This window comes from Wenyingzhuangia aestuarii, from assembly GCF_011927765.1.
Classification (GTDB): Bacteria; Bacteroidota; Bacteroidia; order Flavobacteriales; family Flavobacteriaceae; genus Wenyingzhuangia; species Wenyingzhuangia aestuarii.
This window is the reverse complement of the sequence record NZ_JAATJG010000003.1, coordinates 252003-276751: the sequence shown is the minus strand read 5'-3', so window position 1 is coordinate 276751 and position 24749 is coordinate 252003. Positions and strand designations below refer to the sequence as shown.

General features: G+C 31.8%; 20 protein-coding genes and 1 pseudogene. 14 read left to right on the top strand and 7 right to left on the bottom strand.

Annotated elements, in window-relative coordinates; genetic code table 11:
• Positions 1-26 precede the first annotated feature (26 nt).
• Genes GGR97_RS04670 through purD form a run of 3 tightly spaced genes read left to right on the top strand, consistent with a single transcriptional unit; the run spans position 27 to position 3541 of the window.
• Positions 27-1679: a DUF6909 family protein gene (locus GGR97_RS04670; RefSeq protein ID WP_167897353.1), complete on the top strand. Its 1653-nt coding sequence runs from the start codon at positions 27-29 to the stop codon at positions 1677-1679.
• A gap of 8 nt (positions 1680-1687) precedes the next feature.
• The gene (locus GGR97_RS04665) at positions 1688-2263 is read left to right on the top strand and encodes a sugar transferase (protein ID WP_167897352.1); all 576 of its coding nucleotides are present in this window, start codon (positions 1688-1690) and stop codon (positions 2261-2263) included.
• Between the two features lie 3 nt (positions 2264-2266).
• Positions 2267-3541, top strand: a complete 1275-nt coding sequence (purD, locus tag GGR97_RS04660; RefSeq protein WP_167897351.1) for a phosphoribosylamine--glycine ligase — start codon at positions 2267-2269, stop codon at positions 3539-3541.
• A 77-nt stretch (positions 3542-3618) separates the two neighbouring features.
• Here the strand turns inward: purD and GGR97_RS04655 are convergent, their stop codons facing one another.
• Together GGR97_RS04655 and GGR97_RS04650 are read right to left on the bottom strand one after the other, a co-directional pair.
• Positions 3619-4341 (bottom strand): hypothetical protein, encoded by a 723-nt coding sequence (locus tag GGR97_RS04655; protein WP_167897350.1) that lies wholly within the window; start codon positions 4339-4341, stop codon positions 3619-3621.
• A gap of 21 nt (positions 4342-4362) precedes the next feature.
• Positions 4363-4698 (bottom strand): single-stranded DNA-binding protein, encoded by a 336-nt coding sequence (locus GGR97_RS04650; RefSeq protein WP_167897349.1) that lies wholly within the window; start codon positions 4696-4698, stop codon positions 4363-4365.
• A gap of 162 nt (positions 4699-4860) precedes the next feature.
• Between GGR97_RS04650 and GGR97_RS04645 the strand changes: the two genes are divergently transcribed.
• Positions 4861-5208 (top strand): hypothetical protein, encoded by a 348-nt coding sequence (locus GGR97_RS04645; protein ID WP_167897348.1) that lies wholly within the window; start codon positions 4861-4863, stop codon positions 5206-5208.
• Positions 5209-5213: 5 nt separating this feature from the next.
• Here the strand turns inward: GGR97_RS04645 and GGR97_RS04640 are convergent, their stop codons facing one another.
• From GGR97_RS04640 to GGR97_RS04630, 3 genes are read right to left on the bottom strand one after another with little or no spacing between them, the layout of a single operon-like run.
• Positions 5214-5690: a threonine/serine exporter family protein gene (locus GGR97_RS04640; RefSeq protein ID WP_167897347.1), complete on the bottom strand. Its 477-nt coding sequence runs from the start codon at positions 5688-5690 to the stop codon at positions 5214-5216.
• 1 nt (position 5691) lies between these two features.
• Entirely contained in the window at positions 5692-6456 is a 765-nt protein-coding gene (locus GGR97_RS04635) for a threonine/serine exporter family protein (protein WP_167897346.1), read from the bottom strand.
• Entirely contained in the window at positions 6457-7815 is a 1359-nt protein-coding gene (locus GGR97_RS04630) for a serine hydrolase domain-containing protein (protein ID WP_167897345.1), read from the bottom strand. It abuts the gene before it with no gap.
• A 117-nt stretch (positions 7816-7932) separates the two neighbouring features.
• Here GGR97_RS04630 and GGR97_RS04625 point away from each other — a divergent pair, with 117 nt between their 5' ends.
• The 3 genes from GGR97_RS04625 to GGR97_RS04615 are packed head-to-tail and all read left to right on the top strand — an operon-like array spanning position 7933 to position 10613.
• Entirely contained in the window at positions 7933-9147 is a 1215-nt protein-coding gene (locus tag GGR97_RS04625) for an aminotransferase class V-fold PLP-dependent enzyme (protein ID WP_167897344.1), read from the top strand.
• A 33-nt stretch (positions 9148-9180) separates the two neighbouring features.
• Positions 9181-9639, top strand: coding sequence for a DUF1569 domain-containing protein (locus tag GGR97_RS04620; RefSeq protein WP_167897343.1), 459 nt, complete (start codon positions 9181-9183; stop codon positions 9637-9639).
• A 47-nt stretch (positions 9640-9686) separates the two neighbouring features.
• A complete protein-coding gene (locus tag GGR97_RS04615) occupies positions 9687-10613 on the top strand; it encodes a methylenetetrahydrofolate reductase (RefSeq protein WP_167897342.1) in 927 nt (308 codons plus the stop codon).
• A 76-nt stretch (positions 10614-10689) separates the two neighbouring features.
• Here GGR97_RS04615 and GGR97_RS04610 read toward each other — a convergent pair whose 3' ends face one another.
• Positions 10690-12594, bottom strand: coding sequence for an Ig-like domain-containing protein (locus GGR97_RS04610; protein WP_167897341.1), 1905 nt, complete (start codon positions 12592-12594; stop codon positions 10690-10692).
• Between the two features lie 247 nt (positions 12595-12841).
• The gene (locus GGR97_RS04605; RefSeq protein ID WP_167897340.1) at positions 12842-13840 is read right to left on the bottom strand and encodes an aspartate-semialdehyde dehydrogenase; all 999 of its coding nucleotides are present in this window, start codon (positions 13838-13840) and stop codon (positions 12842-12844) included.
• A gap of 462 nt (positions 13841-14302) precedes the next feature.
• On the opposite strand from GGR97_RS04605, the gene GGR97_RS04600 reads away from it, so the two are divergent.
• From GGR97_RS04600 to GGR97_RS04570, 7 genes and pseudogenes are all read left to right on the top strand, one after another.
• Entirely contained in the window at positions 14303-14962 is a 660-nt protein-coding gene (locus GGR97_RS04600) for a succinate dehydrogenase cytochrome b subunit (protein WP_167897339.1), read from the top strand.
• A gap of 12 nt (positions 14963-14974) precedes the next feature.
• Positions 14975-16987, top strand: a complete 2013-nt coding sequence (locus tag GGR97_RS04595; protein WP_167897338.1) for a fumarate reductase/succinate dehydrogenase flavoprotein subunit — start codon at positions 14975-14977, stop codon at positions 16985-16987.
• Between the two features lie 14 nt (positions 16988-17001).
• On the top strand, positions 17002-17742 hold the full coding sequence (locus GGR97_RS04590; RefSeq protein ID WP_167897337.1) for a succinate dehydrogenase/fumarate reductase iron-sulfur subunit: 741 nt from the start codon (positions 17002-17004) through the stop codon (positions 17740-17742).
• Between the two features lie 177 nt (positions 17743-17919).
• Positions 17920-19095: pseudogene (locus GGR97_RS04585) on the top strand (SulP family inorganic anion transporter); the annotation flags it as partial.
• 286 nt (positions 19096-19381) lie between these two features.
• On the top strand, positions 19382-19939 hold the full coding sequence (locus GGR97_RS04580; RefSeq protein WP_245229450.1) for an RNA polymerase sigma-70 factor: 558 nt from the start codon (positions 19382-19384) through the stop codon (positions 19937-19939).
• Positions 19940-20071: 132 nt separating this feature from the next.
• On the top strand, positions 20072-21253 hold the full coding sequence (locus GGR97_RS04575; protein ID WP_167897335.1) for a FecR family protein: 1182 nt from the start codon (positions 20072-20074) through the stop codon (positions 21251-21253).
• A gap of 202 nt (positions 21254-21455) precedes the next feature.
• Positions 21456-24746, top strand: coding sequence for a TonB-dependent receptor (locus GGR97_RS04570; RefSeq protein WP_245229449.1), 3291 nt, complete (start codon positions 21456-21458; stop codon positions 24744-24746).
• The last annotated feature ends 3 nt before the right edge of the window (positions 24747-24749 follow it).

Sequence of the window (24749 nt, the reverse complement as noted above, 5' to 3'; positions counted from 1 at the left end):
TAGAATTGTTACCTTCCATAGTGTATATGGATAGACAAGAAAAATTACAAGCACAAAAATCTAAAAGAGCTATTGAAACAATGTACATAACCATGTTGCATTTGTTTAATAGAGGACATTATAAACCTATGGGTTTGTCTGGGCAATCTTTAAGAAATGCCCTTTTAGAATTACAACCAGAAATTTATGGATCTATTGCAGATCCTAAAAAGTTTGAACTGCAAGGTTTGCTATATGTTTTAGATAGATTACCTAAAGGCATAGAAACCTGTCGTTTTATAAATCTTACCGCTACCGAGGGCTTAGATGAAGCTCACTTTCATAAAATAGTTCCACCCAAAAGAAGACGTAACTGTTACAGAATAGACAAAGAGCAAATGAATATTGAAATTACTCGTGGTCGTTCTGATATTTATGATGTGTTAACACATTTAACTTTTATGTATTTAGAATCTCACAAATTGTTAAACAGAATGTTTGTAGGGTATAAATCAGAAGTTTCTCACGAATGGGAAAAATTAGAAGCTTTGGTATTAACTGGTGAAGAAATTGTTAAGGAAGATAGAGAGGTGCTGTTTGTATATTTATCTAATTTACTAGGTAGAGGGTTTGAAGAGGTTAAAACAGTATATAATCAACTAGCAACCAACAGTTATCCAGACCGTTTGTTTCATATTATTTATTGGTTAGGAAATTTAGCAGCTAAAGAAAGAGTAAATAATCAATATAGATTAATTCGTTTTAGTGATGCTTTAATAGATCAGGTGGGAAAACACGTTTACGGAACCATTTGGGCAAAAAGCATTAAAAAAGTATTGTTTAACAAAGGAATGCTTAATAGACCTATACATATTATTAGTTCTAACATGCATTCTGTTTTAAATGTCTTGTATGCAAAACAAGCTTTAAATTATGAAAGCGAAGATAACTTTACGCTTTATAAAACACTAAGTAACGCAACGGCTACTAAAGAAAGAAAACAAGTTATAGAATACGCTATAAAAAGAGGTTTAACAGAGGTAGATGATACGTCTGGAGCCAATATAGATGTTCAAATAATTGATACTAGTTATCTTACCCAACAAAAAAAAGAAACAGCTCCAGTAATTGTGGTGATGGATTATGCTTTTGGAGAACAAGCATATGAAACTATGGATGAGTTGTTAAAACCTTATAATCATGAAACAGAAGAAGCTATAAAGTTAGATGTACACTCAATTTCTATTATGGGAAAGGCTGGAATTTTGTATGGAAATAAAGGAGATATCATGATTCCATCTGCTCATATTTCAGAAGGAACGGCAGATAATTATTTTTTTATCAATGAATTGGATGAAAATCAATTCAAAAAATTAAATTTGAGGACTTTTACAGGAAATATGATTACAGTGTTAGGTACATCCTTGCAAAACAAGTTTATCCTAAATTATTTTAAAAGTACTAGTTGGAATTCTGTAGGTTTAGAAATGGAAGGTGCACATTACCAAAAAGCCATTCAAATAGCTTCCAAAGTAAGAAATCACATTTCTAAAAATGTAAAAGTAAGATATGCTTATTATGCTTCTGATAATCCGTTACATTCAGGTAGTACATTAGCATCAGGAGGTTTAGGTATGAAAGGAGTTGTTCCAACATACGCAATTACCGAAGCCATTATTGAACAAATTTTTAATAGTTAACTAATTTCATGCTAAAACGAATATTTGATATTCTGTTTTCTTTTGTAGTACTAATCACTGTATTAAGTTGGTTGGCTCCATTAGTTGCCTTTTTAATTTTTATAACAACTGGAGAAAGACCGTTCTTTTTTCAAAAAAGAGTAGGGAAGAAAGGACGATTATTTCATATTTATAAGTTTAGAACCATGAAAGGTTTTCCTCCTGTAAATGATCCTTTACTGTCTGATGAAGAAACACATAGAATTACCAAACTAGGAAAAATACTACGCAAATATAGAATAGATGAATTTCCTCAATTTGTAAACGTATTAAAAGGAGATATGAGTATTGTTGGGCCAAGGCCAGAAAGACAAGAGTTTTTAGACAACATTATTAAAGAAATTCCAACATATGCAGATTTACAATGTTTAAAACCAGGGATAACATCCTTAGGTCAAATACGTTTTGGATATGCCGATACATTTGCTCAAATGAAAATTAGGGCTCGTTATGATTTAGTTTATTTAGATAACTTATCTTTGTGGACTGATATTAAAATAATATTACTAACCGTATTGGTAGTAATTAAAGGAAAAGGTAAATAAAAGATGAATATTCTTATTTTAGGTTCTGGAGGTAGAGAACACGCATTTGCAAAAAAATTAGCAGAAAGTAAAAAATTATCAAAGTTATTTATAGCACCAGGAAACGCTGGTACCGCTAGTATTGCAAATAACATTGCTATTGATCCTACAGATTTTATTGCTGTAAAAAAAGCAGTTTTAGAAAACAACATCAGTATGGTAGTTGTTGGACCAGAGGCTCCTTTGGTAGCAGGTGTTCACGATTTCTTTTTAGCAGATAATGATTTAAAAGATATTCCAGTAATTGGACCTAAAAAAGATGGAGCTGAATTAGAAGGGTCTAAAGAATTCTCTAAAAAATTTATGTTTAAACATGGAGTTCCTACAGCTAAATATGAAGCTTTTACAAAAGAAACCGTAGCAGAAGGACAAGCTTTTTTAGAAACTTTAAAGCCCCCATTTGTATTAAAAGCAGATGGATTGGCAGCAGGAAAAGGAGTTTTAATTATAGACAACTTACAAGAAGCTAAAGAAGAATTAGCAGATATGTTAACCAACGAAAAATTTGGTGCAGCTTCTTCTAAAGTAGTAATTGAAGAGTTTTTAGACGGAATAGAATTGTCTGTTTTTGTTTTAACAGATGGTAAAGATTATAAAGTATTACCTTCTGCCAAAGATTACAAAAGAATTGGAGAGGGAGATAAAGGTTTAAACACCGGAGGTATGGGAGCCATTTCTCCAGTACCTTTTGCTGATGAGGCTTTCTTAGCAAAAGTTGAAGAAAGAGTAGTAAAACCAACTGTAGAAGGTTTACAAAAAGATGGTATAGATTACCGTGGATTCATTTTTATTGGATTAATGAATATTGATGGAGAGCCATTTGTAATTGAATACAACGTACGTATGGGAGATCCTGAAACAGAAGCTGTATTGCCACGTATTACTTCTGATTTGTTAGATTTATTTGAAGGTGTTGCTACACAAACTATTGCTTCTAAATCTTACGAGGTAGATCCTAGAACTGCTACTACAGTAGTTGTAGTTGCAGGAGGGTATCCAGAAGCTTATGGTAAAGGAGATGTAATTACAGGTACAGAAAACGAACAAGAATCTATTGTTTATCATGCAGGTACCGCTTTAAAAGACGGAAAAATTGTATCAAACGGTGGTCGTGTATTAGCGGTTACTTCTTTTGGAGATGATATTCCTTCTGCTTTAGAAAAATCATACAGAACTATTGATAAAATTTCTTTTGATAAAATGAATTACAGAAAAGACATTGGGTTTGACTTGGTGTAATTTTTAAAACATATTTAAAAAAGGGATTGTATACTAAGTAAACAATCCCTTTTTTAATTTGAGAAGAATAAGATTTTTTATTGTTGTTCATAAATTAACTTTTTAGCACAGGATTCAATGGATCCTTTTCCTCTTTGAAAACATTTAGATAATAATTCAAGGTCATTTGTATGTTTTAAGGCTCTTTGTAGTATTTTCTTTTCTTTTTCAGTCCATTTTTCATAGGCTCTAAAATGTTTAATTCTTGATTGGATAATATATTCTGATAAATTTTCTGTCTTCTGAATTCCAATTTCATTTATTTTCTTTTTGAGTTCTTCAACTGAATTAGATGATAACGTATTAAATTTTTTCTGATTAAAAAAGGTGATAGTATCCCAAGGATTTGTCTTCTTTTTTATTTGTCCATAGGAAGTAAACCCATTTTCTATTAAATAGCGTTTAAAATAATTTTTTAAATCGTGTAAATGATAATAGCCAGCATACTTACCATATAATTCATCATTATTTAATACAGGAATGTGAAATTGTTTATGTTTTGTAAAGAAATACGACAATCTATTATATGTCGGATTGTAGTTAACACTTTTAAATAATAATATTGTTTTTTCAATTTCAGTTTTATCGATATTTATAAGCGGTACGGTTTTATTTTTTTCTAATTCAGAAATTGTTCTCTCTAAGGCTCTTATTACTTCTCTATGGTTTAAAATATGATCATCTTCTATTAATTCCCCTGTATGAGGGTTGCACCCTGAGGCTAATGCCTCTAATATCTCTAAGGTTCTATCAATTTTCATCATCATTTGTATTTAATTATTTTACTTTCCACCTAACATCATCAATTCGCTTACTACAATTTTAGTCGTGTAACGTTTTGTACCATTTTTGTCTTCCCATTCTTCGGTGGTTATTCTACCCTCAATTGCAATGTGACTTCCTTTGTCTAAATACTGATTGGCAATTTCTGCTGTTTTGTTCCAACACACCAAATTGTGCCATTGTGTATCTTCTTTGCGCTCACCTTCTTTACTGTAGAATGTTTCTTTGGTAGCTAAAGAAAAACTAGCAACTTTTTTGTCTTTTCCAAATTCTTTCATAATTGGTGCTGCTCCTAAATGTCCAATTAACTGTACTCTGTTTCTTAAATTACTCATAACGTATTTTTTTAATGATTTATAATTATTTGTTATTGTTCAACAGTGCAAATGTGAGAAGTCATTAAAGTTGTACTCGGTAGCTAAATATTTGTTTTCGTATGTAAACGGTTGTAGTCGTTTACAATCGGTTTTGTATATTTGACAAACAATCAATTTGTTATGGAAGAAAAAAAATGTTTAGAGTGCGGAGAAAAGGTTGTAGGACGATCTGACAAAAAGTTTTGCAACGACCATTGTAGAAATGCTTTTAACAACAAATTAGAAGTAGGAAACAAGAGTTTGGTTCGTAATATTAACAACGCACTTAAAAAGAATTACAAAATACTTTGTGAGTTAAATATCACAGGTAAAACTAAAGTGTCTAAAAAAGTGTTAGATGAAAAAGGTTTTTATTTTAATCTTTTTACTTCTATTTACACTACAAAAACAGGAAATCAATATTTTTATTGTTACGATGAAGGTTATTTATTGTTAGAAAAAGAACAAGTATTGTTGGTTAAAAAATAAAGTACTTAACTAAGCTTCATTGTTTTAACAGATTCTTTTCTACTAATTAGCATAGGAAATGAAACTCCGGCTGTAAGAGCTAATAATATAAATGCAGCCTTAATTCCGTTACTAATTGTTTGGTTTAAAGCTAAATCATAAGCTGTTTGATTAATGTTTCCAGTAAGCTGTATAAAACCAAGCATACTTTTGTAAGCAAAAGCACCGGGAATCATTGGAATTACGGCAGGTATAGAAAATACAAGAGGAGTAGCATGTTTGTTGTGCGCAATAGGAATACTTAATACGCCAATAAGTAAGGCTCCAAAAAAGGTGGCAATTACAATGTGAAAATCAAAATTCATTAAAATTAATTTGCACGAGCCTCCTAAAGAGCTAAGCAAAGCAATGGCTATTAGCGTTCTTTTAGGTACGTTAAATAAAACGGCAAACCCAAGGGCTGCTACGGCTAGCCATAAGGCCATTTCTAGTTGATGAATCATCTTAAAAATTATATATATACATACTTCCTAACATTCCTAGGGCAATAGAAAAAGCAATCAACATTGCATTAATTCCCCTTACTAAACCGTTGGTTACATTTCCATCAATTAAATCGGTAAAAGAGTTAATTAATGGTATTCCTGGAATTAAAAATAATACACAGGTAGCAAAAGCCAAATTGGGTTGTACACCAATATTTAAATAAACGGCTAACCCGGCAATTAAACAAGATGTAAAAGACACAATGGTTGTGCAGAGATAAAAGTTAAACTGTTTTTTTAACAAAAGATGTCTAAAATAAAAAGCAATACAGGTTGCTGTAAAGGCAATTGTCATGTCTACATAAGCACCTCCAAACAATCTGCAAAAAGCAGCATCAGCTAAGCCTACCATAAATAATGTAAGTAAAAAAGGATATCTTGTTGCTTTTTGCAAGCGCATAATTTCCTGATTTACTTGGTCTGTAGTCCATTGCTCTTCTACAACTTTCCAACTCATTTTACTAATACCCGATACCAATTTAAAGTTGGCACCGTGTGGAGCTGTTTTTTTAAATCGATTAAAAACTTTACCTGTTTTTTTGTTTTTTAAAAGTAGTAGAACTGTTTTATGAGTTACCAATATTTCGGTTTCATAGCCCAAGGTTTCGGCAATTCTTTCTATGGTCACTTTAATTCTGTTGGTACTGGCACCAGAACCCATTAAAAGAGATCCTATTTCTAACAAACAATCAGATACTACGGTATTTTGTTTTGGTTGTTTCATTTATTCAATTGTATTGCAAATATCACCAATTAATCGATCAAATAAAGGATAAAAACCAACTCTTCCTAGCTGAGTAACTCCAAAACGTACAACAACTAAATCTTTAGAAGGAATTACAAAAATTCGTTGTCCTTGGTAACCATCGGCATAAAAACAATCTGTAGGAACATTGGGCATATAGTTTCCATGGTTTAACCACCATTGACCTCCATATTCTCCTTTAGAGGTTTTGTTAGGGGTGCTAATGTATTGTATCCAATTAGGACTTAAAATTTGTTCGTTATTCCAGGTACCGTTGTTTAGCATTAATTGTCCAAATTTAGCCCAATCTCTAGTAGTTGCCCAACTATATGATGATGCAACATAGTTGTTGGCCAAATCGGTTTCTAAAACCATAGAGTGCATTCCAATTTTATCTATTAATTTTTGGTAAGGATAGTCTATGTATTCTTGTGCAGTTTTAAATTGTTTTTTTAGCAAAGCTGATAAAATATTACTAGTTCCAGAAGAGTAGTTAAATTCAGTCTCTAAATTATGTTTTAAAGACATGCTTAAAGGTCTTTTAGTTACATCGGTATCCTCAAAAAGCATTTTGGTTACATCGCAAATTTTGCTGTAATTTTCTTCCCATTCTAACCCACTTTCCATTCGTAATAAATGGCTGGTTGTAATGTTTTTTCTGTCATCTTGCAACCATTCAGAAAAATCTGTAATAGGATTATGAATGTTAAATTTTTGGTCTTTTTCTAATACTCCAAAACAAGTTGTTACTAAACTTTTAGTAATGGACCATCCTTGTAAAAGAGAATGCTCATCAAAGCCCTTAGCATATTTTTCAGATATAATTTTTCCTTTGTAAAGCACTAAAATAGATCGGGTTTGTTTTATGCCATCAGGATGATTTTCTATAAAACAATTTCCTGTTAGACTATCTAAGGTTTTATAATCAATATTTTGAAAAGTATGTTTTTCTGGAGCTAAATTTCCATAAGGATAGGGTTTGTTTATAGGAGTGAAATCTCGGTTGGGTTTTAAGTAATTACTAGTAAGATCACTTTCTTTAGCTACTAAAACAGCTCCAACTCCCTCTCTATAAACTGCTTTTTTAGAAGACATTCCAAAAACAGTGGCAATAGCTGTTTTAGAAGTCTCATTAACAACAGTAGTAGCTACTTTGGTTAAAGGACCGTGATTATCTGTTTTATTCGTATAATCAACACTTCTTTTGGCTAAAAAATAACTACTAGCCATGTTTTTTGCCGTAAAACCAGATATTAATTTAAGCTTAGGGTAATTAAAACCCAAAACTATAAGTACAATTATAAAGAGGCTAATACCAATCATTTTTAGAATTTTCATTTTAAAAAACTTTTTAAACAAGTTACTAATTTTTAACCATTACAGACTTAAAAGAGTTGGTTGAGGTTTTTAGATTTAAGACTTAAAAAAGTACCTTTGTTACAAAGATTTATATCTATGATACATATTGATAAAGTAAGAGCAGATTTTCCAATTCTTAAGCAACAAGTAAACGGAAAACCATTAGTGTATTTTGACAATGGAGCTACCAGTCAAAAACCACAAGTAGTTATAGATGCTATTACAAATTATTACACAACTATAAATTCTAATGTACACAGAGGTGTGCATACATTAAGTCAGCTAGCTACTGATGAATTTGAAGCTACCAGACGTAAATTAAAAGCACATTTTAATCCTGCTCACGAGCACGAAATTATTTTTACGCGTGGAACTACAGAGGGAATTAATTTAATAGCAACTACTTTAACATCTATAGTTAAAAGTACCGATGAAATTATTATTTCTGCCTTAGAACATCACTCAAACATTGTTCCTTGGCAAATGTTGTGCGAAAGAACAGGAGCTACCTTAAGGGTAATTCCTATGAATAACGAAGGAGAGTTGTTAATGGATGTGTATGATGAGTTATTAACGGAAAACACAAAAATTGTAGCTGTAAATCATATTTCTAACGCGTTAGGAACAGTAAATCCTGTGGAAGAAATCATAGAAAAAGCACACAAAGTAGGGGCTTGGGTATTGATAGATGGTGCACAATCTTGTCCGCATTTAAAAGTAGATTTACAAGCTTTAAACTGTGATTTTTTTACTTGTTCTGCACATAAAATGTGTGGACCTACAGGAATTGGATTTTTGTATGGTAAAGAAGCTATTTTAAATGAATTACCACCTTACCATGGAGGAGGAGAAATGATTAAAGATTGTACGTTTGAAAAAACTACGTACGCAGAGTTACCGCATAAGTTTGAAGCAGGAACACCAAATATTGCTGATGTAATTGCTTTTGGAACTGCTGTAGATTACATAAACGAAATTGGTTTAGAAAATATAGAAGCTTATGAACACGAGCTTTTACAATATGGAACCGAACAGTTAACAAAAATACCAGGTTTAAAAATATACGGTACTGCTAAAAATAAAGCCAGTGTAATTTCTTTTAATATTGCAGATTTACACCCTTTTGATGTAGGTACTATTGTAGATAAATTAGGAATAGCGGTAAGAACAGGTCACCATTGTACACAACCTATTATGACTCGTTTTGAAATTCCAGGAACTATTAGAGCTTCTTTTGCATTTTACAACACCAAACAAGAAATAGACGTTTTAGTAAGTGCTTTGCAAAAAGCTGTAATGATGTTGTCATAAAGATTATATTTACAACCTCAAAAAAACCTAGATATGTCTTATCCAAGTATTTTTAACGTTGCCACATTAGCCGAGAATAAAAAAAGATTAGACAAGTTAACTACGGATTCTCAGCCTTTATGGGGAAAAATGGATGCGGCTCAAATGCTTGCCCATTTAAATTTAACCTACGATACTTCTAGAGGAAGAGTACGGTTAGAACTACATCCGTTTATGCATTTTTTTGTAAAAACATTTTTAAAGAAAACTATTGTAGATAGTAAACCTTATCCTAAAAATGCCAAAACAGCTCCTTATTTTTTAGTTGCCGATAGTAAAGTTTTTGAAGAAGAAAAATCTAGACTTTTACAAAACATGCAATGGGCTTTTGAAAAAGGAGAGGCTTATTTTGAAGGAAGGTTAACGGCTTCTTTTGGTAGATTAACAGCCAAAGAATGGAGTAATTTATTTCAAAAACACTTAGATCATCACTTTCAGCAATTTGGAGTGTAAGGGTTTAATGTTTTTAGTCTTAACAAAAGACTGCCAAAATTAATTTTATGAAATCACAAGATTTAAAAAACAGAATAGAGAATAGAGAAGGAGGTTATCTTTTTTATGGATTAACACCTCCCAAAAAATCTACCGATACCGAAAAAATAGCTGGAATTGCACAACGTCAAAAAGATCGTTTACAAGGTTTAGATATTGATGGGTTGATTTTATATGATATACAAGACGAAACTTCTAGAAATAACAATCCTAGACCCTTTCCATTTATGTCTACTTGGGCTCCAGATGATTATGCAAACACACATTTAACGGATTTAGAAATTCCTAAAATTATTTACAAAAGTGTAGGTAAACTTACCAAAGAGTCTTTAAAAACTTGGTTAAAAGAAAACGAAAATTCTATTGACTTAACAGTGTTTGTTGGGGCACCATCAAAAGATCAGCATGTAAACTTGTCTTTGCAAGATGCTTACAGAATTAAAAAAGAGTCGGATTCTACTATAAAAATGGGAGGAGTTACTATTCCAGAACGGCATTTTGTAAAAGGAGACGAACATATTAGATTGACTAATAAAATAGCTAATGGATGTACTTTTTTTATTTCTCAGTGTGTTTATAATTTAGATAACGCAAAAGATATGCTGTCTGATTATTACTTTTATACACAAGAAAAAGGAATTAAACCAATGCCAGTTATTTTTACATTAACCCCTATTGGTTCTCTAAAAACATTAGAGTTTACCAAATGGTTAGGAATTGATATTCAACGTTGGTTAGAGAATGAGTTAAAAGTATCTCCAGATATTTTAAATGCTTCTATAGGTATTTGTAAATACATTGCCAATGATTTGATTGGTTTTGCCAAAGAAAAAAACATGCCTATAGGTTTTAATATAGAATCTGTAGCTATTCGTAAAGCAGAAATAGATGCTTCTATAGAATTGGTAAAATCTATAAAAGAGATGATGAAATAGGTTTCTTATATTTCTAAAATAAAAAAAACACCCTCAAAATGTTACATACATTTCGAGGGTGTTTTGTGTTTTAAACTTAGTGAGTAATGATAAACTTAGTTTTGAGTAGAATTCCTTTTGTTTCCATGAATAAGATATAAACTCCTTGGTTAAGGCTGTTTATACTTGTAGAGTTGTTGTTTGAATTTGCAATAAAAGAAGATTGATAAATTTCCTTTCCTAAAACAGAATAAATCTTTAGATGATAATTACCAGATATAAGTGCATCAATGTTTAATTGTCCGTCTAAATTAGAATCTTGATAAACAGAAATTGTTTTGTATTCTTTAGGTACATTTTCAAAGGATAATAAATTTTTGTTTAAAATAAGAATCGGATTAAGTGCTTTATTAACTTTTACACTTTCAGAGTTTTCATTTAATGCAAAAAGAAAATAAAAGTTTCCACTTGGCAAGTCTTCCGTTGGAGTTAAGTTGTCTAGAGGAATGTTAGTAGTAATAGTCCCCGAAGTTTCACCAATAGTTTCGGTAAGATCTATTAAAACATCATTTTGGACTTCCCAAGAACTATTTAATTCTCTTAAATATAATTTAAGACTTTTTATGGTTTTTAAAGATCCTGCATGATAGTTTAAGGTTACTTCCATGTTTCCTGTATTGTAAAAAGTTTCATTTTTATATTTTGAATCATCATCAAAACTAATAGACTGCGCAAAAAAGGCTCTTATTTCTATTTCAGCTTCAGCAAAAATGGTATTTGTATCATTTGATGTTGCTCTTATCATTACAACCCCTTCGGTAACACCTGTTACGTTTCCATTTTGATCTACTGTGGCTATAGTTTCATTACTACTAGACCATGTAACGGTTTTGTTATCGGCATCAATAGGTAAAACTGTTGCGGTTAATTGATTTGAGCTTCCTTGTACTATTACTTTTTCTGTTGGAGAAACTGAAACAGCTGTTACAGGAATTGCAGAAAAATCAATAATGATAACTTCTAATGATGTTGTTAATGCATTGTTAATTGTACTAGTTGCTGTAATAGTAGCTTTTTGTCCAATAGCACCTTGTGCGGTTATCAACCCATTTTCATCAACGCTTAGTATTTGATCATTAGATGTAGTCCATGTTGTTTTAGGGTTTCCGTTAGTTGGTGTTACACTTGTTTTAAATTGGATAGAAGTACCTGTTCTAATTTCTGTAGGATTGCTACTTAACGAAATAGCAGTAGGTGTTTCATAAGGTCTTATTTCTGTAGGAAGTTGCAGTGCTAAATCTGGACCTTGGTTGTCTATGTTGTGAGCTAAGTAAGAAGTGTCATATAGCGTAATATAATCAACTCCTGTGGTTGCTGATCTCCCTTTTAAATAAAAAGTATATTCTTCTCCTTCAGTTAAGTTGTAAAAAGCACCGTTGTTTCCATTGTGTTCTAAATTGATACAGGTTCCCCATTTGTTTGCACCTCTACCAAAAAACTTATGGAAACTTCTTAGATCAGTTTCTGTGTGTTTGGTAGAACCACTAGTGAAATTACCAGACATCTTTATGAAAAAATCATTACGCAGGTCTGCTTTTTCCCACCATACTTCCTCTCCGTTAACTGTTTTTATTATTCCTTTGTTAGGGTTGTTAGATTCTCTTAAAGGAGAATGCATTCTCATGGCTATTTGGTATTTTCCAGTTTTAGGACAAGTAAATTTGTATTCAAGTTCTGTTCCTTCTCCTAGCCAGGGTCCGGTATAATCTAGATAAGTGTTGTTAATTGGAGCTGGAGAAGAGCCTGTATTAAGAAGGTATTTTAAATATAAGGGATCTCCAGGTTGTCTTACGGTCCAGTTAGAACCCAAAGGAGTATCTGTATCTTCAGCTTCAAAGACTATATAATCAGAACCATATTTTACATTACTTTGACTATATAAATGTATTGATGTAAATAATAAGCATAGACTTGTAAAAAAGAAAATAGTAGTTTTTTTCATGATTTGTATATTTTAAAGTTTAGATAGCTGATAAACAGATATACAAGTAAGTTTTTAAAATATGTATTTAAGGTTACGCGTGGTTTTTTTAAGGCTATTTTTGATTTAAATACAAAATAGATAAGCTAATCTAGTATTTGTCTAGGTCTATTTTGTGGTGTTAAATAAGAAAGGCTGAACAGTGATTATACACCGTTCAGCCTTTAAAAAATAAGATTTTGATCTTTTGATCAAATATTTTTAATGTTTAAGCAGGTAACAAACCTTGAGCTAATAAATACTCAGCAATTTGTACTGTGTTTGTAGCTGCACCTTTACGTAAGTTGTCAGCAACAATCCACATGTTTAACGTGTTTGGTAAAGATTCATCTCTACGAATACGTCCTACAAAAACTTCATCTTTATCGTGAGCCAAAGCTGGCATTGGATAAATATTGTTGTCTAAATCGTCTTGAACAATAACTCCAGGAGTTGCTTCTAAAATAGCACGAACTTCAGCCAAGTCAAAATCGTTAGCAAACTCTACGTTTACAGCTTCAGAGTGACCTCCAGCTGTAGGAATACGAACAGCTGTTGCTGTAACAGCAAAAGAATCATCACCTAAAATTTTCTTAGGCTCTTTAACTAACTTCATTTCTTCTTTAGTGTATCCGTTTTCCATAAAAACATCACAATGAGGAATTGCGTTACGGTTAATAGGATAGTTGTAAGCCATTTCTCCGTCAGTAATTCCGTTTTGTTCGTTTTCTAATTGTCTAACTGCTGCTACTCCTGTTCCAGAAACAGATTGGTAAGTAGAAATAATTAAACGTTTCATTTTATATTTTTTGTGTAAAGGAGCTAAAGCCATTACTAACTGTATGGTAGAACAGTTTGGGTTGGCAATAATTTTATCTTCAGCAGTTAACACATCACCGTTAATTTCTGGCACTACTAATTTTTTAGTAGGATCCATTCTCCATGCTGATGAGTTATCTACAACTGTAGTTCCAGCAGCAGCAAATTTTGGAGCCCATTCTAAAGAAGTATCTCCACCTGCAGAAAATAAAGCAACATCTGCATTCATTTTAACAGCATCTTCTAAAGTTACTACGGTGTAGTTTTTACCTTTATATTCTAATTGTTTACCTGCAGAACGTGCCGATGCAACAGGAATTAACTCTGTTACAGGAAAATTTCTTTCTGCTAATACTTTTAACATTACCGTTCCTACCATTCCGGTAGCTCCTACTACTGCTACTTTCATATTTATATTGTTTTAATTTCGAGTTGTTTAAAATTTAAGATTGCAAATATGCTAAAAATGTGGGGTGTAAAATAATGCTAGGCTTAAAATAAACACGATTTGTTAAAATTTCATCTAATTTTTACTTTTCACAAAAAAAATAAACGAATGTTAGCGCTAACTAATTGTAAAATAGTTGGTTGAATTTTATTTTTAAGATTTTAATTAGAAACTAAGAAAAGTTAAAATAAAGACTACTCTATTTAGGTTTTTAGAAAATCTAGCTTCTTATTTTTATTAAATACGTAGAAATGGCTCTAATTGGGTGTTAAAATTTTTAATTAAAAATGGAGATTTGATAATTCTTTAAATTTTTGCTTTTAATCTATCTAAATTAAGATTCAAAATGACCAATATCATGTATTAATCATTCAAATGGTTTAAATTTGTTATCGTTTATTAACAAAATTAATCTATAACATAATGAGTGGAGTTTTATCTTCTTCGATTGGAAGGAAAGTAGCTATGGCTGCTTCTGCTTTCTTTTTAATGTTTTTTTTATTGCAACACTTTGTAATAAATTTAACATCTATTTTTAGTGCTGATGCGTTTAATGAGTTGTCTCATTTTATGGGAACAAATCCAGCAGTACAATTTGCTTTGCAACCTGTATTAATTTTTGGTGTTGTTTTTCACTTTGTCATGGGATTCGTTTTAGAACTTCGTAACAAACAAGCAAGTGTTAAATACGTAAAAAATAATGGTGCTGCTAACTCAACTTGGGTAAGTAGAAACATGATTTATTCTGGTTTGGCAATTTTAGCTTTTATTGTATTGCACTTTATCGATTTTTGGTTTCCAGAAATCAACCACAAATACATTGCTAACTTACCAGAAGATCCTAGTAGATATTACGGTGAATTAGTTCACAAGTTTCATTCTCCAGTAAGAACAGGTGCTTATGTAGCTGCGTTTGCTTTTTTAGCATTACACTTATTACACGGATTTAAATCTGCATTCCAATCTAGCGGAATGAGTGCTAAGCGTGCTGCAAAATTAGAGACTGTATCTAAAATATATGCAATTGGTATTCCTGTAGGATTTATCATTATTGCTTTGTTTCACCATTTCAATCAACACTAAGACATTTTAACTATGGCATTAGATTCAAAAGTACCACAAGGTCCTATCGCTGATAAATGGACGAATTATAAAAATCATATCGATTTAGTAAACCCTGCAAACAAACGTAACATAGATGTTATTGTTGTAGGAACTGGTTTAGCAGGAGGTTCTGCTGCTGCAACTTTGGCTGAATTAGGATACAACGTTAAAGCATTTGCTTATCAAGATTCACCTCGTAGAGCGCACTCTATTGCTGCTCAAGGAGGTATTAACGCTGCAAAGAACTACCAAGGAGATGGAGATTCTACTTACAGATTGTTTTACGATACTGTAAAAGGAGGAGATTACCGTGCTCGTGAAGCAAACGTATATCGTTTGGCTGAGGTTTCTGCTAATATTATTGACCAATGTGTAGCTCAAGGTGTACCTTTTGCTCGTGATTATGGTGGATTGTTAGACAACCGTTCTTTTGGAGGAGTTTTAGTATCTAGAACTTTTTACGCAAAAGGACAAACAGGACAACAATTGTTATTAGGAGCTTATTCTGCAATGAACCGTCAAATTGGTCGTGGAAAAATCCAAATGTACAACCGTCACGAAATGATGGATGTTGTTTTAGTAGATGGAAAAGCTAGAGGAATTATTACTCGTAACTTAGTTACAGGAGAGGTTGAAAGACACTCTGCACACGCAGTAGTAATTGCATCTGGAGGTTACGGAAACGTATTCTTTTTATCTACAAATGCAATGGGTTCTAACGTTTCTGCATCATGGAAAATCCATAAAAAAGGAGCATATTTTGCAAACCCTTGTTACACACAAATTCACCCAACATGTATTCCAGTTTCTGGAGATCATCAGTCTAAATTAACGTTAATGTCTGAATCTTTACGTAACGATGGACGTATTTGGGTTCCTGCTAAATTAGAAGATGCGCAAGCAATTAGAGAAGGTAAGAAAAAACCTACCGATTTATCAGAAGACGAAAGAGATTACTACTTAGAAAGAAGATATCCTGCATTTGGAAACTTAGTACCTCGTGATGTTGCCTCTCGTGCAGCTAAAGAACGTTGTGATGCTGGTTTTGGAGTAAATGCTACAGGAGAAGCTGTTTATTTAGATTTTGCCGATGCAATTAAGCGTTACGGAAGAGAGCAAGCTTTAATTCATGGAGATCACAATCCTTCTGCTGAAAAAATAGACAAATTAGGAAAAGAGGTTGTAAAAGCTAAATACGGAAACTTATTCCAAATGTACGATAAAATTGTAGATGAGAATCCATACGAAACTCCTATGATGATTTATCCTGCAGTTCACTACACAATGGGTGGTACTTGGGTTGATTACAACTTAATGACAACAATTCCTGGATGTTACTGTATTGGAGAAGCAAACTTCTCTGATCACGGTGCCAACCGTTTAGGAGCTTCTGCTTTAATGCAAGGTTTAGCAGATGGATATTTTGTATTACCATATACTATTGGTGATTATTTATCTGATGATATTAGAACAGGAAAAATTCCAACAGATTTACCTGAGTTTGAAGAAGCAGAAAAATCAGTAAAAGAACAAATTAATTTCTTTGTGAATAATAATGGAACTAAATCTGTGGATCATTTCCACAAACGTTTAGGAAAAATTATGTGGAACAAAGTAGGTATGGCTCGTAACGCACAAGGTTTAACAGAAGCTATGGCTGAAATTAAAGCATTGCGTGAAGAATTCTGGAAAGATGTAAAAGTTCCAGGATCTGCAGATACTTATAACGAAGAATTAGCAAAAGCTGGACGTGTAGCAGATTTCTTAGAATTAGGAGAATTGTTTGCAAAAGATGCTTTGGTAAGAGAAGAATCTTGTGGAGGTCACTTCCGTGAAGAGTCTGCTGAAACTGAAGGTCCTCAAAAAGGAGAAGCAAAACGTGATGATGTAAACTTTGCATTTGTTTCTGCTTGGGAATACACAGGAGAACCTGCTGATGCAATATTACATAAAGAACAATTAGAGTTTAACGATATTGAGTTAAAAACAAGATCATATAAATAAGAAAGACCATGGATATGAATTTAAAACTTAAAATCTGGCGACAAAACGGAGCCAATGATCAAGGTAAAATGGTAGACTACAGCTTAAGTGATGTGTCTCCAGATATGTCTTTCTTAGAAATGTTAGATGTATTAAACGAACAGATAATTAACGAAGGTGGAGAACCTATCGCATTTGATCACGATTGTCGTGAAGGAATTTGTGGTATGTGTTCTTTATATATTAATGGCGAAGCTCATGGTCCTGATAGAGGTATTACAACTTGTCAGTTACACATGCGTAAGTTTAAAGACGGAGATACTATTTACATAGAGCCTTTCCGTGCAAAAGCTTTTCCAGTAATTAAGGATTTAGTAGTAGATCGTACTGCTTTTGATAGAATTCAACACCAAGGAGGATTTATTTCTGTAAATACTTCTGGTAACACACAAGATGCTAACTCATTACCAATTTCTAAGCATGCTGCTGATGAGGCAATGGATGCTGCAACTTGTATTGGATGTGGAGCTTGTGTAGCTACGTGTAAAAACTCATCTGCAATGTTATTTGTGGGAGCAAAAGTATCTCAATACGCTTTGTTACCTCAAGGACAAGTAGAGGCTGCAGACAGAGTGCGTAACATGGTAGCACAAATGGATGCTGAAGGTTTTGGTAACTGTACAAATACAGGTGCTTGTGAGGTTGAATGTCCTAAAGGAATTTCTTTAGATAACATTGCTCGTATGAACCGTGAATTCTTTAAAGCAAATATCTAAGTATTAGCTATATTAAATATTTTAAAAACCCCTTTTTGAGCAATCAAAAAGGGGTTTTTATGTGATAAAAATCATTGTCTTCTATTTTCCGAGAATATCGTTTTCGGAAGACTTTATAGTTTGTTTAGAACTAATTTTGATGATTGCGTATTTTTAAATATTCAAACTTTCAAAACAATGTTTACAAATATAAAAGGAGATTTATTAGGAGGAATTACAGCAGGAATTGTAGCACTGCCTTTGGCATTAGCATTTGGAGTTCAGTCTGGTTTAGGTGCTTCTGCAGGATTGTACGGAGCTATATTTATAGGTTTTTTTGCCGCACTATTAGGAGGTACTGCTACTCAAATTAGTGGACCAACAGCTCCAATGACAGCGGTTAGTTTACTTGCTGTTGCAAAAATAGTTAGTGAGCATCAAGGAAATGTAACCGAAGCTTTGCCTTATATTTTATGGGTGTTTTTTGTGGCAGGTTTGTTTCAAATTCTTTTCGGAATTATTCGTTTAGGATCTTTAATTAAATACATTCCATCATCTGTTGTATCTGGGTTTATGAGCGGAATTGGTTTTATAATTCTAATCACTCAGTTACCAAATTTATTTGGTCATAAAGCATCAGGAGTTTTGGCATCTATAAAAGCAATGCCCAATGCAATTGCTCACATAAATTTTATAGAGTTTTTGTTAGCATTGTTAACCATAGCAATTATTTATGGGTTTAAAAAAATTACCAAAACAATTCCAAGTACATTGGTTGCTTTGTTGCTTATTAGTATAGGTGCTATGCTAGTTTTAGATAAAGGTTCTTATGGAATTATTGGAGATATTCCACATGGTTTTCCAAAACCAAATGTAAAAATGTTTACTAGTTTTTCTGTAAGTGAATTTAGTCCTTATTTATTAACAGCTGTTTCTTTAGCATTGTTAGGAACTATAGACTCTTTATTAACATCTGTAGTTGCAGATAATATGACTCATACAAAACACAATAGTAATAAAGAGTTAATAGGTCAGGGAATAGGGAATTCTATAGCTTCTGTTTTTGGAGGTATTCCCGGAGCAGGAGCAACTATTCGTACGGTTGTAAATATTGATGCGGGTGGTAAAACCAAATTATCAGGTATGGTGGCAGGACTTTTATTATTGATTATATTAATGGTTTTGGGTCCTTTAGCCTCAGCAATACCCAATGCTGTTTTAGCTGGAATTTTAATAACTGTAGGTATTGGAGTTATGGATGTTAAAAGTTTAAAAACAATACACAAACAGCCCTGGTCTGAAGTTCTTGTTATGTTGTTAGTATTAACATTAACGGTGTTTTGGGATTTAATTTTTGCAGTAGGAATTGGAGTGTTTGCTTATTATGGATTAAATACAGTAAAGTTAATTTTACATAAAAGAAACCTAGAAAGGGTTTAAAAAGTACACTGTTTTAAGGATTTCAAAATTTATAATCTATTTTAACAATAGTATACTTATGTTATTTATTAACCATTTGTGATACATATTAGGATTTTTAGAGCCAAAGCTATACGGTATGTTTAGCTGTTAAAAATTACATTTTAGGTATATTTGATTCTCTCTATTTTTGAGTTACGTTGTTAATTTAAAATTTGGAGGATTAATTTTATATATAAGATTGAAAAAGTTAGTATCAAATAAATTGGTTTCTACAAAAAACATATATGATGAACTTTACAATTCATTATATGGTTCCTTATGTGTTTTTTCAAATAAATATGTAGATAATCTTGAAAAGTCAAAAGACATTGTTCAAGAAGTTTTTATCAAACTTTGGAATCACAAAATTCTTACAGAGCCAGAAGATGCTATTAAGGCTTATTTATATACCAGTGTTCGTAATAAAAGTTTAGATTATTTAAAAAGCAAAGAGTATAAGGTTAAGACCAAAGCTACTAATGTAGATCTTAGACTTTTACAATCGGAAACTTATTTTGAAAAAGAGGTTTTAATAGAAGAAGTTTCTAGACTGGTAGATAATGCTTTAAAAACATTACCTAATAAATGTAGAGAGGTGGTAGAGCTTAGCATGAAAGGTCGTCAGAACGATGAAATTGCCGAAGAATTAAACATCTCTATTAATACAGTTAAGAGTCAAAAAAAGATTGCCTATAAAAAGTTACGTCCTTTATTAAGAGGTTCTTATGCAGCTTTACTTTTAGTGTTGTTAAATTAAAAGATTAAATAATCTTTATTTATTTTATTGTTTTACTGATAATAATGTAAAAAAAAGTTATTTTTTTTACACCCTCTATTGTTTTTGTGTCGTTTTGTAATTAAATAACCCGTTGTTATTTAAAAATTAGACATGAACAGATTAGAGAACTTATTTATACTTGCTAAAGATTTAGCAAAGTCTATCTTTAAAAATAAAGAGATCAAATCAGAGAAAATAAATTCTTTGTTTGATAAAAACGATACCCAACAAATTATTCATAGATTAAAAGATGTTGAAGCTCAAAACCAACGAAATCATCTTTTAAAAGAGATAGATAATCAAAAGAAAAAAGATTGGGAAAAAATTCAAAAACAAATATATCCAGTATCTAAACTTCGCTATTTAAAATGGGTAGGAGGAGTTGCTGCTGTGTTTATGATAGGTATTGGACTCTCTTATTTTTATATGGCTAAAAATTCTTCAACAACTTTAGAATTTGCATCAAATACAACCTCAGAAGAAATTACTTTAAAACTTGCCAACGGAAACATTCAAATAATAAATGCGAGTGGTGAGAGTAAAATTATTGATAAAAAAGGAAAAGTAGTAGGAACTCAAAAGGGAGCCAAACTAAATTATAGTAACCATGCATCTTTAAGTAATATTCAGGAATTGGTTTATAATGAGTTGTTGGTTCCCTATGGAAAAACGTTTGAACTAATTTTATCAGATGGAACCAAGGTGCATTTAAATTCTGGAACTACTTTAAAATATCCTGTCAAATTTATCAAAGGAAAAAAGAGACAAGTATTCTTAACAGGGGAGGCTTATTTTAATGTAACAAAAGACAAAACACATCCTTTTGTGGTAAATGCAAACAATTTAAATGTTAGAGTATTAGGTACTCAATTTAATGTTTCCTCTTATCCAGAAGATGGTTCTATAAAAACGGTATTAGTAGAGGGATCTGTAGCTTTATACGATCATAATAAAACTTATAACAAGCAAAATGTTGCATTGTTAACTCCAGGAAATAAAGCGGTTTGGAATAAAAAAAGCAAACAAATTAAATTTAAAAAAGTAGACACTTCTATTTATACAAGATGGATAAAAGGAGAAGTTGTTTTTGAAGCTGTTAAGTTTAAAAACATTGTTAAAAAACTAGAGAGACACTATAATATTGTTATTGATAATAAAAATAAAGAATTAGCAGAACAAGTGTTTACAGCCTCTTTTACGGTAGAAACCATTCAAGAAGTTTTAAATTCTTTTAAAGCAAATTATCCTTTTAATTATACCATAGTAGGAAATAAAATTACAATTAAGCATTAACTAAATTTTAAATATATGATTTGACTTATTTAGAGAAACTAGAAAAACCTTAAAAAAAGAAATCGGAAAATGCTGGCACATTCCCCGATTAGAATAAGGTGATTTAACCAAATTTATTAAACCACGAAACTTATACAAAAGTATGAAAAATCCAAACAAATTAAGGGATTGGAATTTCTATTCCCTAAAACTAGATTTAAAGATGAAATTGACTATTTATCTGTTCTTGTTTTCACTCTTTAATATTCACGCTAATACTTATTCCCAAAAGGCAAAAGTAACATTAGATCTAAAGAATGTAAGCGTAGAAAAAGTGTTCCGAGAAATTGAAGCCCAAACAGAATTTAAAGTTCTATATAACAATAACGAGTTTAATGATAAAGAAATAGTTTCTGTAAATGTTAGAAATGTATTGGTAACAAGTGTGTTAAATAATTTGTTTAGCAATACAGATATTAACTATAAAACAGTTGGGAAACAGATTGTGTTGGTAAAAGGAAAAACAGTTCTTAATACTCAAAATCTAATAACACAACAACAATTTGTTGTTAAAGGAATGGTAAGCGATGAATTTGGTATGCCTATTCCAGGTGCCAATGTGGTTGTAAAAGGAACTACAAAAGGAACCATTACAGATTTTGACGGAAATTATACATTATCTGTAACTAATAAGACTGCTACGTTAGTATTTTCTTATGTAGGTTATAAAGAAAAAGAACTTCCATTAAATGGAAAAACAACCGCTAATGTTGTTTTAGAGCAAGATGTTAGTGAATTAGATGCAGTTGTAATGGTTGGGTATGGTACGGTAAAAAAATCTGACGTAACAGGAGCATTATCATCTATAGATACAGAGCAAATTAGTAAAACTCAAACAACATCAATAGCACAAGCTATTCAAGGTAGAGCAGCAGGAGTTACCGTATCTAAAAGTACAGGTTCTCCAGGAGCCACACCTACGGTAAGAATTAGAGGAACAGGAACAATTAACAATTCAGATCCATTATATGTAGTTGATGGTGTACCTATTAATGATATTTCAAGTATTAATATGGAAGATGCACAATCTATAGAAGTGTTAAAAGATGCATCTGCTACAGCTATATATGGTTCTAGAGGAGCTAACGGGGTTATATTAATTACAACAAAATCAGGTAAAAAAGGAACACCTACAATTTCGTACAGAATGTACGCAGGAGTAGAAAACAAAATAAACAATGTAGATGTTTTAAATGCAGAGCAGTGGGCAACCTTGTACAATGAAGCTAAGGTAAATGATGGTCAGCCTATTGATGCAAGTTTAGCAAATCCATCGTCATTAACATCTTATAATTGGAAAGATGCTGTGTACAGATCAGGGTTTATGCAAAATCATCAGTTGTCTGTTTCTGGAGGGTCAGATAAGTCTACGTATTATATTTCATTTGGTTATATCAATCAAAATGGAATTGTTAAAAATTCAGATTATAAAAGAACCAACTTTAGAGTAAACAACACTTATCAAATAAAACCAAAAATTAAAATTGGACATAATTTACAATATGCAAATGCAGAAAAAACTACGGTACCAGAGTATAGTGGAAATGCTTGGCCAAGAGCTGCTTTTGCAGGTTATGTGGTAGACCCTGTAACTCCTATTTATAATACAGATGGTACTTTTGGAGTTACTTCTTATTCATCAGCAATAAATCCTTTAGGGTTGGTTCAATACGGTCAATCACCTCAAATTAGAGAAAGTTTTTTTGGAAATGTTTTTTTAGAAGCTACTATTATAAAAGGCTTAACCTTTAAGTCTAATTATGGTTTGCAAATTAACAATACTATGGTAGATAATTTTCAGCCATCCTATTTTGTGTCACCAACCTATTTATCTAATGTAAGCACCTACAGACTAAACAGGTCAGAAAATAGAGTGATGATTTTGTCTAATACCTTAAATTACAATACAACTTTTAATAAAAAACACACCATTAATGCTTTGTTGGGGCAAGAAATTCAGGAATTAAACTCAAACAATGTAAATACCCAACGTAATGGTATTCCAGAAAGTGTTGCAAATCCAACCTTAGGTTCTGGAGATGTTTCTACAGCTTCTGCGGATGGAACTATTTCTAAGTCAAAATTATTGTCCTTTTTTGGTAGATTAAATTATAATTATGATGATCGTTATTTAGTAACAGGGACTTACAGATTTGATGGATCTTCTCGTTTTGGATCTAATAACAAATGGGCACAATTCCCTTCTTTAGCTTTAGCATGGAACATTCATAAAGAAAACTTTTATGATGTTGATGTTATCAATCAATTAAAATTCCGTGCAGGTTGGGGAGAAACAGGTAATCAGAATATTCCAAACACAGCAACGTATAATACCTTAAATATTGGAACTAATTATTTATACGGATCAGACCAAGGTACAGCTTTAGGAGTAGCACCATTACAACCAGGAAATCCTAATTTAAAATGGGAAACAACCAAAACAACCAACATTGGGGTTGATATGGCTTTGCTTAACAATGCAATTACATTTACTGCAGAATATTTTGTAAAAAACACGTCTAACATGCTAATGGCAACCCCTATACTTACCAATGCAGGATATGCTCAAAGTCCATATACCAATGCAGGAGATATAGAAAACAAAGGGTTTGAATTTTCTGCGAATTACAAAAAAATCATTAACGATTTTTCTTTTAACATAGGAGGTAATATTTCTTTTATCAAAAACAAAGTAATCAAATTGGCAGATGAAGGTAGTATTATTCAAACAGGTGACGGTTCTGGTTTTAAAAACATAGCAAGAACTGAAGCAGGCCAGCCATTAGCCTCTTTTTATGGATACGTAATGGATGGAATTTATCAAAATCAAGATGAGGTAGATAATGGACCTACATTTTTAAACTCTCAGCCAGGAGATGTTAGGTACAAAGATTTAAATGATGATGGAATTATTGATGACAAAGACAAAACAAACATTGGATCTCCGTTTCCAGAATTTACCTATGGTATTAATATCGATATGAATTACAAACAATTTGATTTTACAGCTTTCTTTCAAGGAAGTCAAGGAAACAAAATATTTAATGCAAGTGCTTATTATTTAGAAGGAGATTTAGGTACCAATTTAAGAACAAGTATGTTAGATAGATGGACAGGAGAAGAAACTTCTAATTCTGTACCTAGAGTTACTTTTGCAAATAATGGAGTAAACACTGCATTGTCTAGCAGATTTGTAAGAGATGGATCTTATGTAAGGTTAAAAAACGTACAATTAGGATATACAGTTCCTAATAACGTATTAAACAAAGTTTTTATCAACAAGTTAAGAGTATATGTAGCAGGTCAAAACTTAGTAACCTTTACTAAATATGATGGTTTAGATCCAGAGGTAGGTATAGATTCATCACAAAACAATCCTTTAGATATAGGAATAGACAGAGGAAGATATCCATCTGTAAGAACGGTATCACTAGGATTAGATATTAACTTTTAAAAA

Coding starts and splice junctions, on each gene's coding strand:
- GGR97_RS04670 (WP_167897353.1), top strand. CDS start 27: ATGGATAGACAAGAAAAATTACAAGCACAAAAATCTAAAAGAGCTATT.
- GGR97_RS04655 (WP_167897350.1), bottom strand. CDS start 4,341: ATGAAAATTGATAGAACCTTAGAGATATTAGAGGCATTAGCCTCAGGG.
- GGR97_RS04640 (WP_167897347.1), bottom strand. CDS start 5,690: ATGATTCATCAACTAGAAATGGCCTTATGGCTAGCCGTAGCAGCCCTT.
- GGR97_RS04595 (WP_167897338.1), top strand. CDS start 14,975: ATGGCATTAGATTCAAAAGTACCACAAGGTCCTATCGCTGATAAATGG.
- GGR97_RS04625 (WP_167897344.1), top strand. CDS start 7,933: ATGATACATATTGATAAAGTAAGAGCAGATTTTCCAATTCTTAAGCAA.
- GGR97_RS04635 (WP_167897346.1), bottom strand. CDS start 6,456: ATGAAACAACCAAAACAAAATACCGTAGTATCTGATTGTTTGTTAGAA.
- GGR97_RS04600 (WP_167897339.1), top strand. CDS start 14,303: ATGAGTGGAGTTTTATCTTCTTCGATTGGAAGGAAAGTAGCTATGGCT.
- GGR97_RS04605 (WP_167897340.1), bottom strand. CDS start 13,840: ATGAAAGTAGCAGTAGTAGGAGCTACCGGAATGGTAGGAACGGTAATG.
- GGR97_RS04645 (WP_167897348.1), top strand. CDS start 4,861: ATGGAAGAAAAAAAATGTTTAGAGTGCGGAGAAAAGGTTGTAGGACGA.
- GGR97_RS04630 (WP_167897345.1), bottom strand. CDS start 7,815: ATGAAAATTCTAAAAATGATTGGTATTAGCCTCTTTATAATTGTACTT.
- GGR97_RS04665 (WP_167897352.1), top strand. CDS start 1,688: ATGCTAAAACGAATATTTGATATTCTGTTTTCTTTTGTAGTACTAATC.
- GGR97_RS04570 (WP_245229449.1), top strand. CDS start 21,456: ATGAAATTGACTATTTATCTGTTCTTGTTTTCACTCTTTAATATTCAC.
- GGR97_RS04610 (WP_167897341.1), bottom strand. CDS start 12,594: ATGAAAAAAACTACTATTTTCTTTTTTACAAGTCTATGCTTATTATTT.
- GGR97_RS04620 (WP_167897343.1), top strand. CDS start 9,181: ATGTCTTATCCAAGTATTTTTAACGTTGCCACATTAGCCGAGAATAAA.
- GGR97_RS04575 (WP_167897335.1), top strand. CDS start 20,072: ATGAACAGATTAGAGAACTTATTTATACTTGCTAAAGATTTAGCAAAG.
- GGR97_RS04650 (WP_167897349.1), bottom strand. CDS start 4,698: ATGAGTAATTTAAGAAACAGAGTACAGTTAATTGGACATTTAGGAGCA.
- GGR97_RS04615 (WP_167897342.1), top strand. CDS start 9,687: ATGAAATCACAAGATTTAAAAAACAGAATAGAGAATAGAGAAGGAGGT.
- purD (WP_167897351.1), top strand. CDS start 2,267: ATGAATATTCTTATTTTAGGTTCTGGAGGTAGAGAACACGCATTTGCA.
- GGR97_RS04590 (WP_167897337.1), top strand. CDS start 17,002: ATGAATTTAAAACTTAAAATCTGGCGACAAAACGGAGCCAATGATCAA.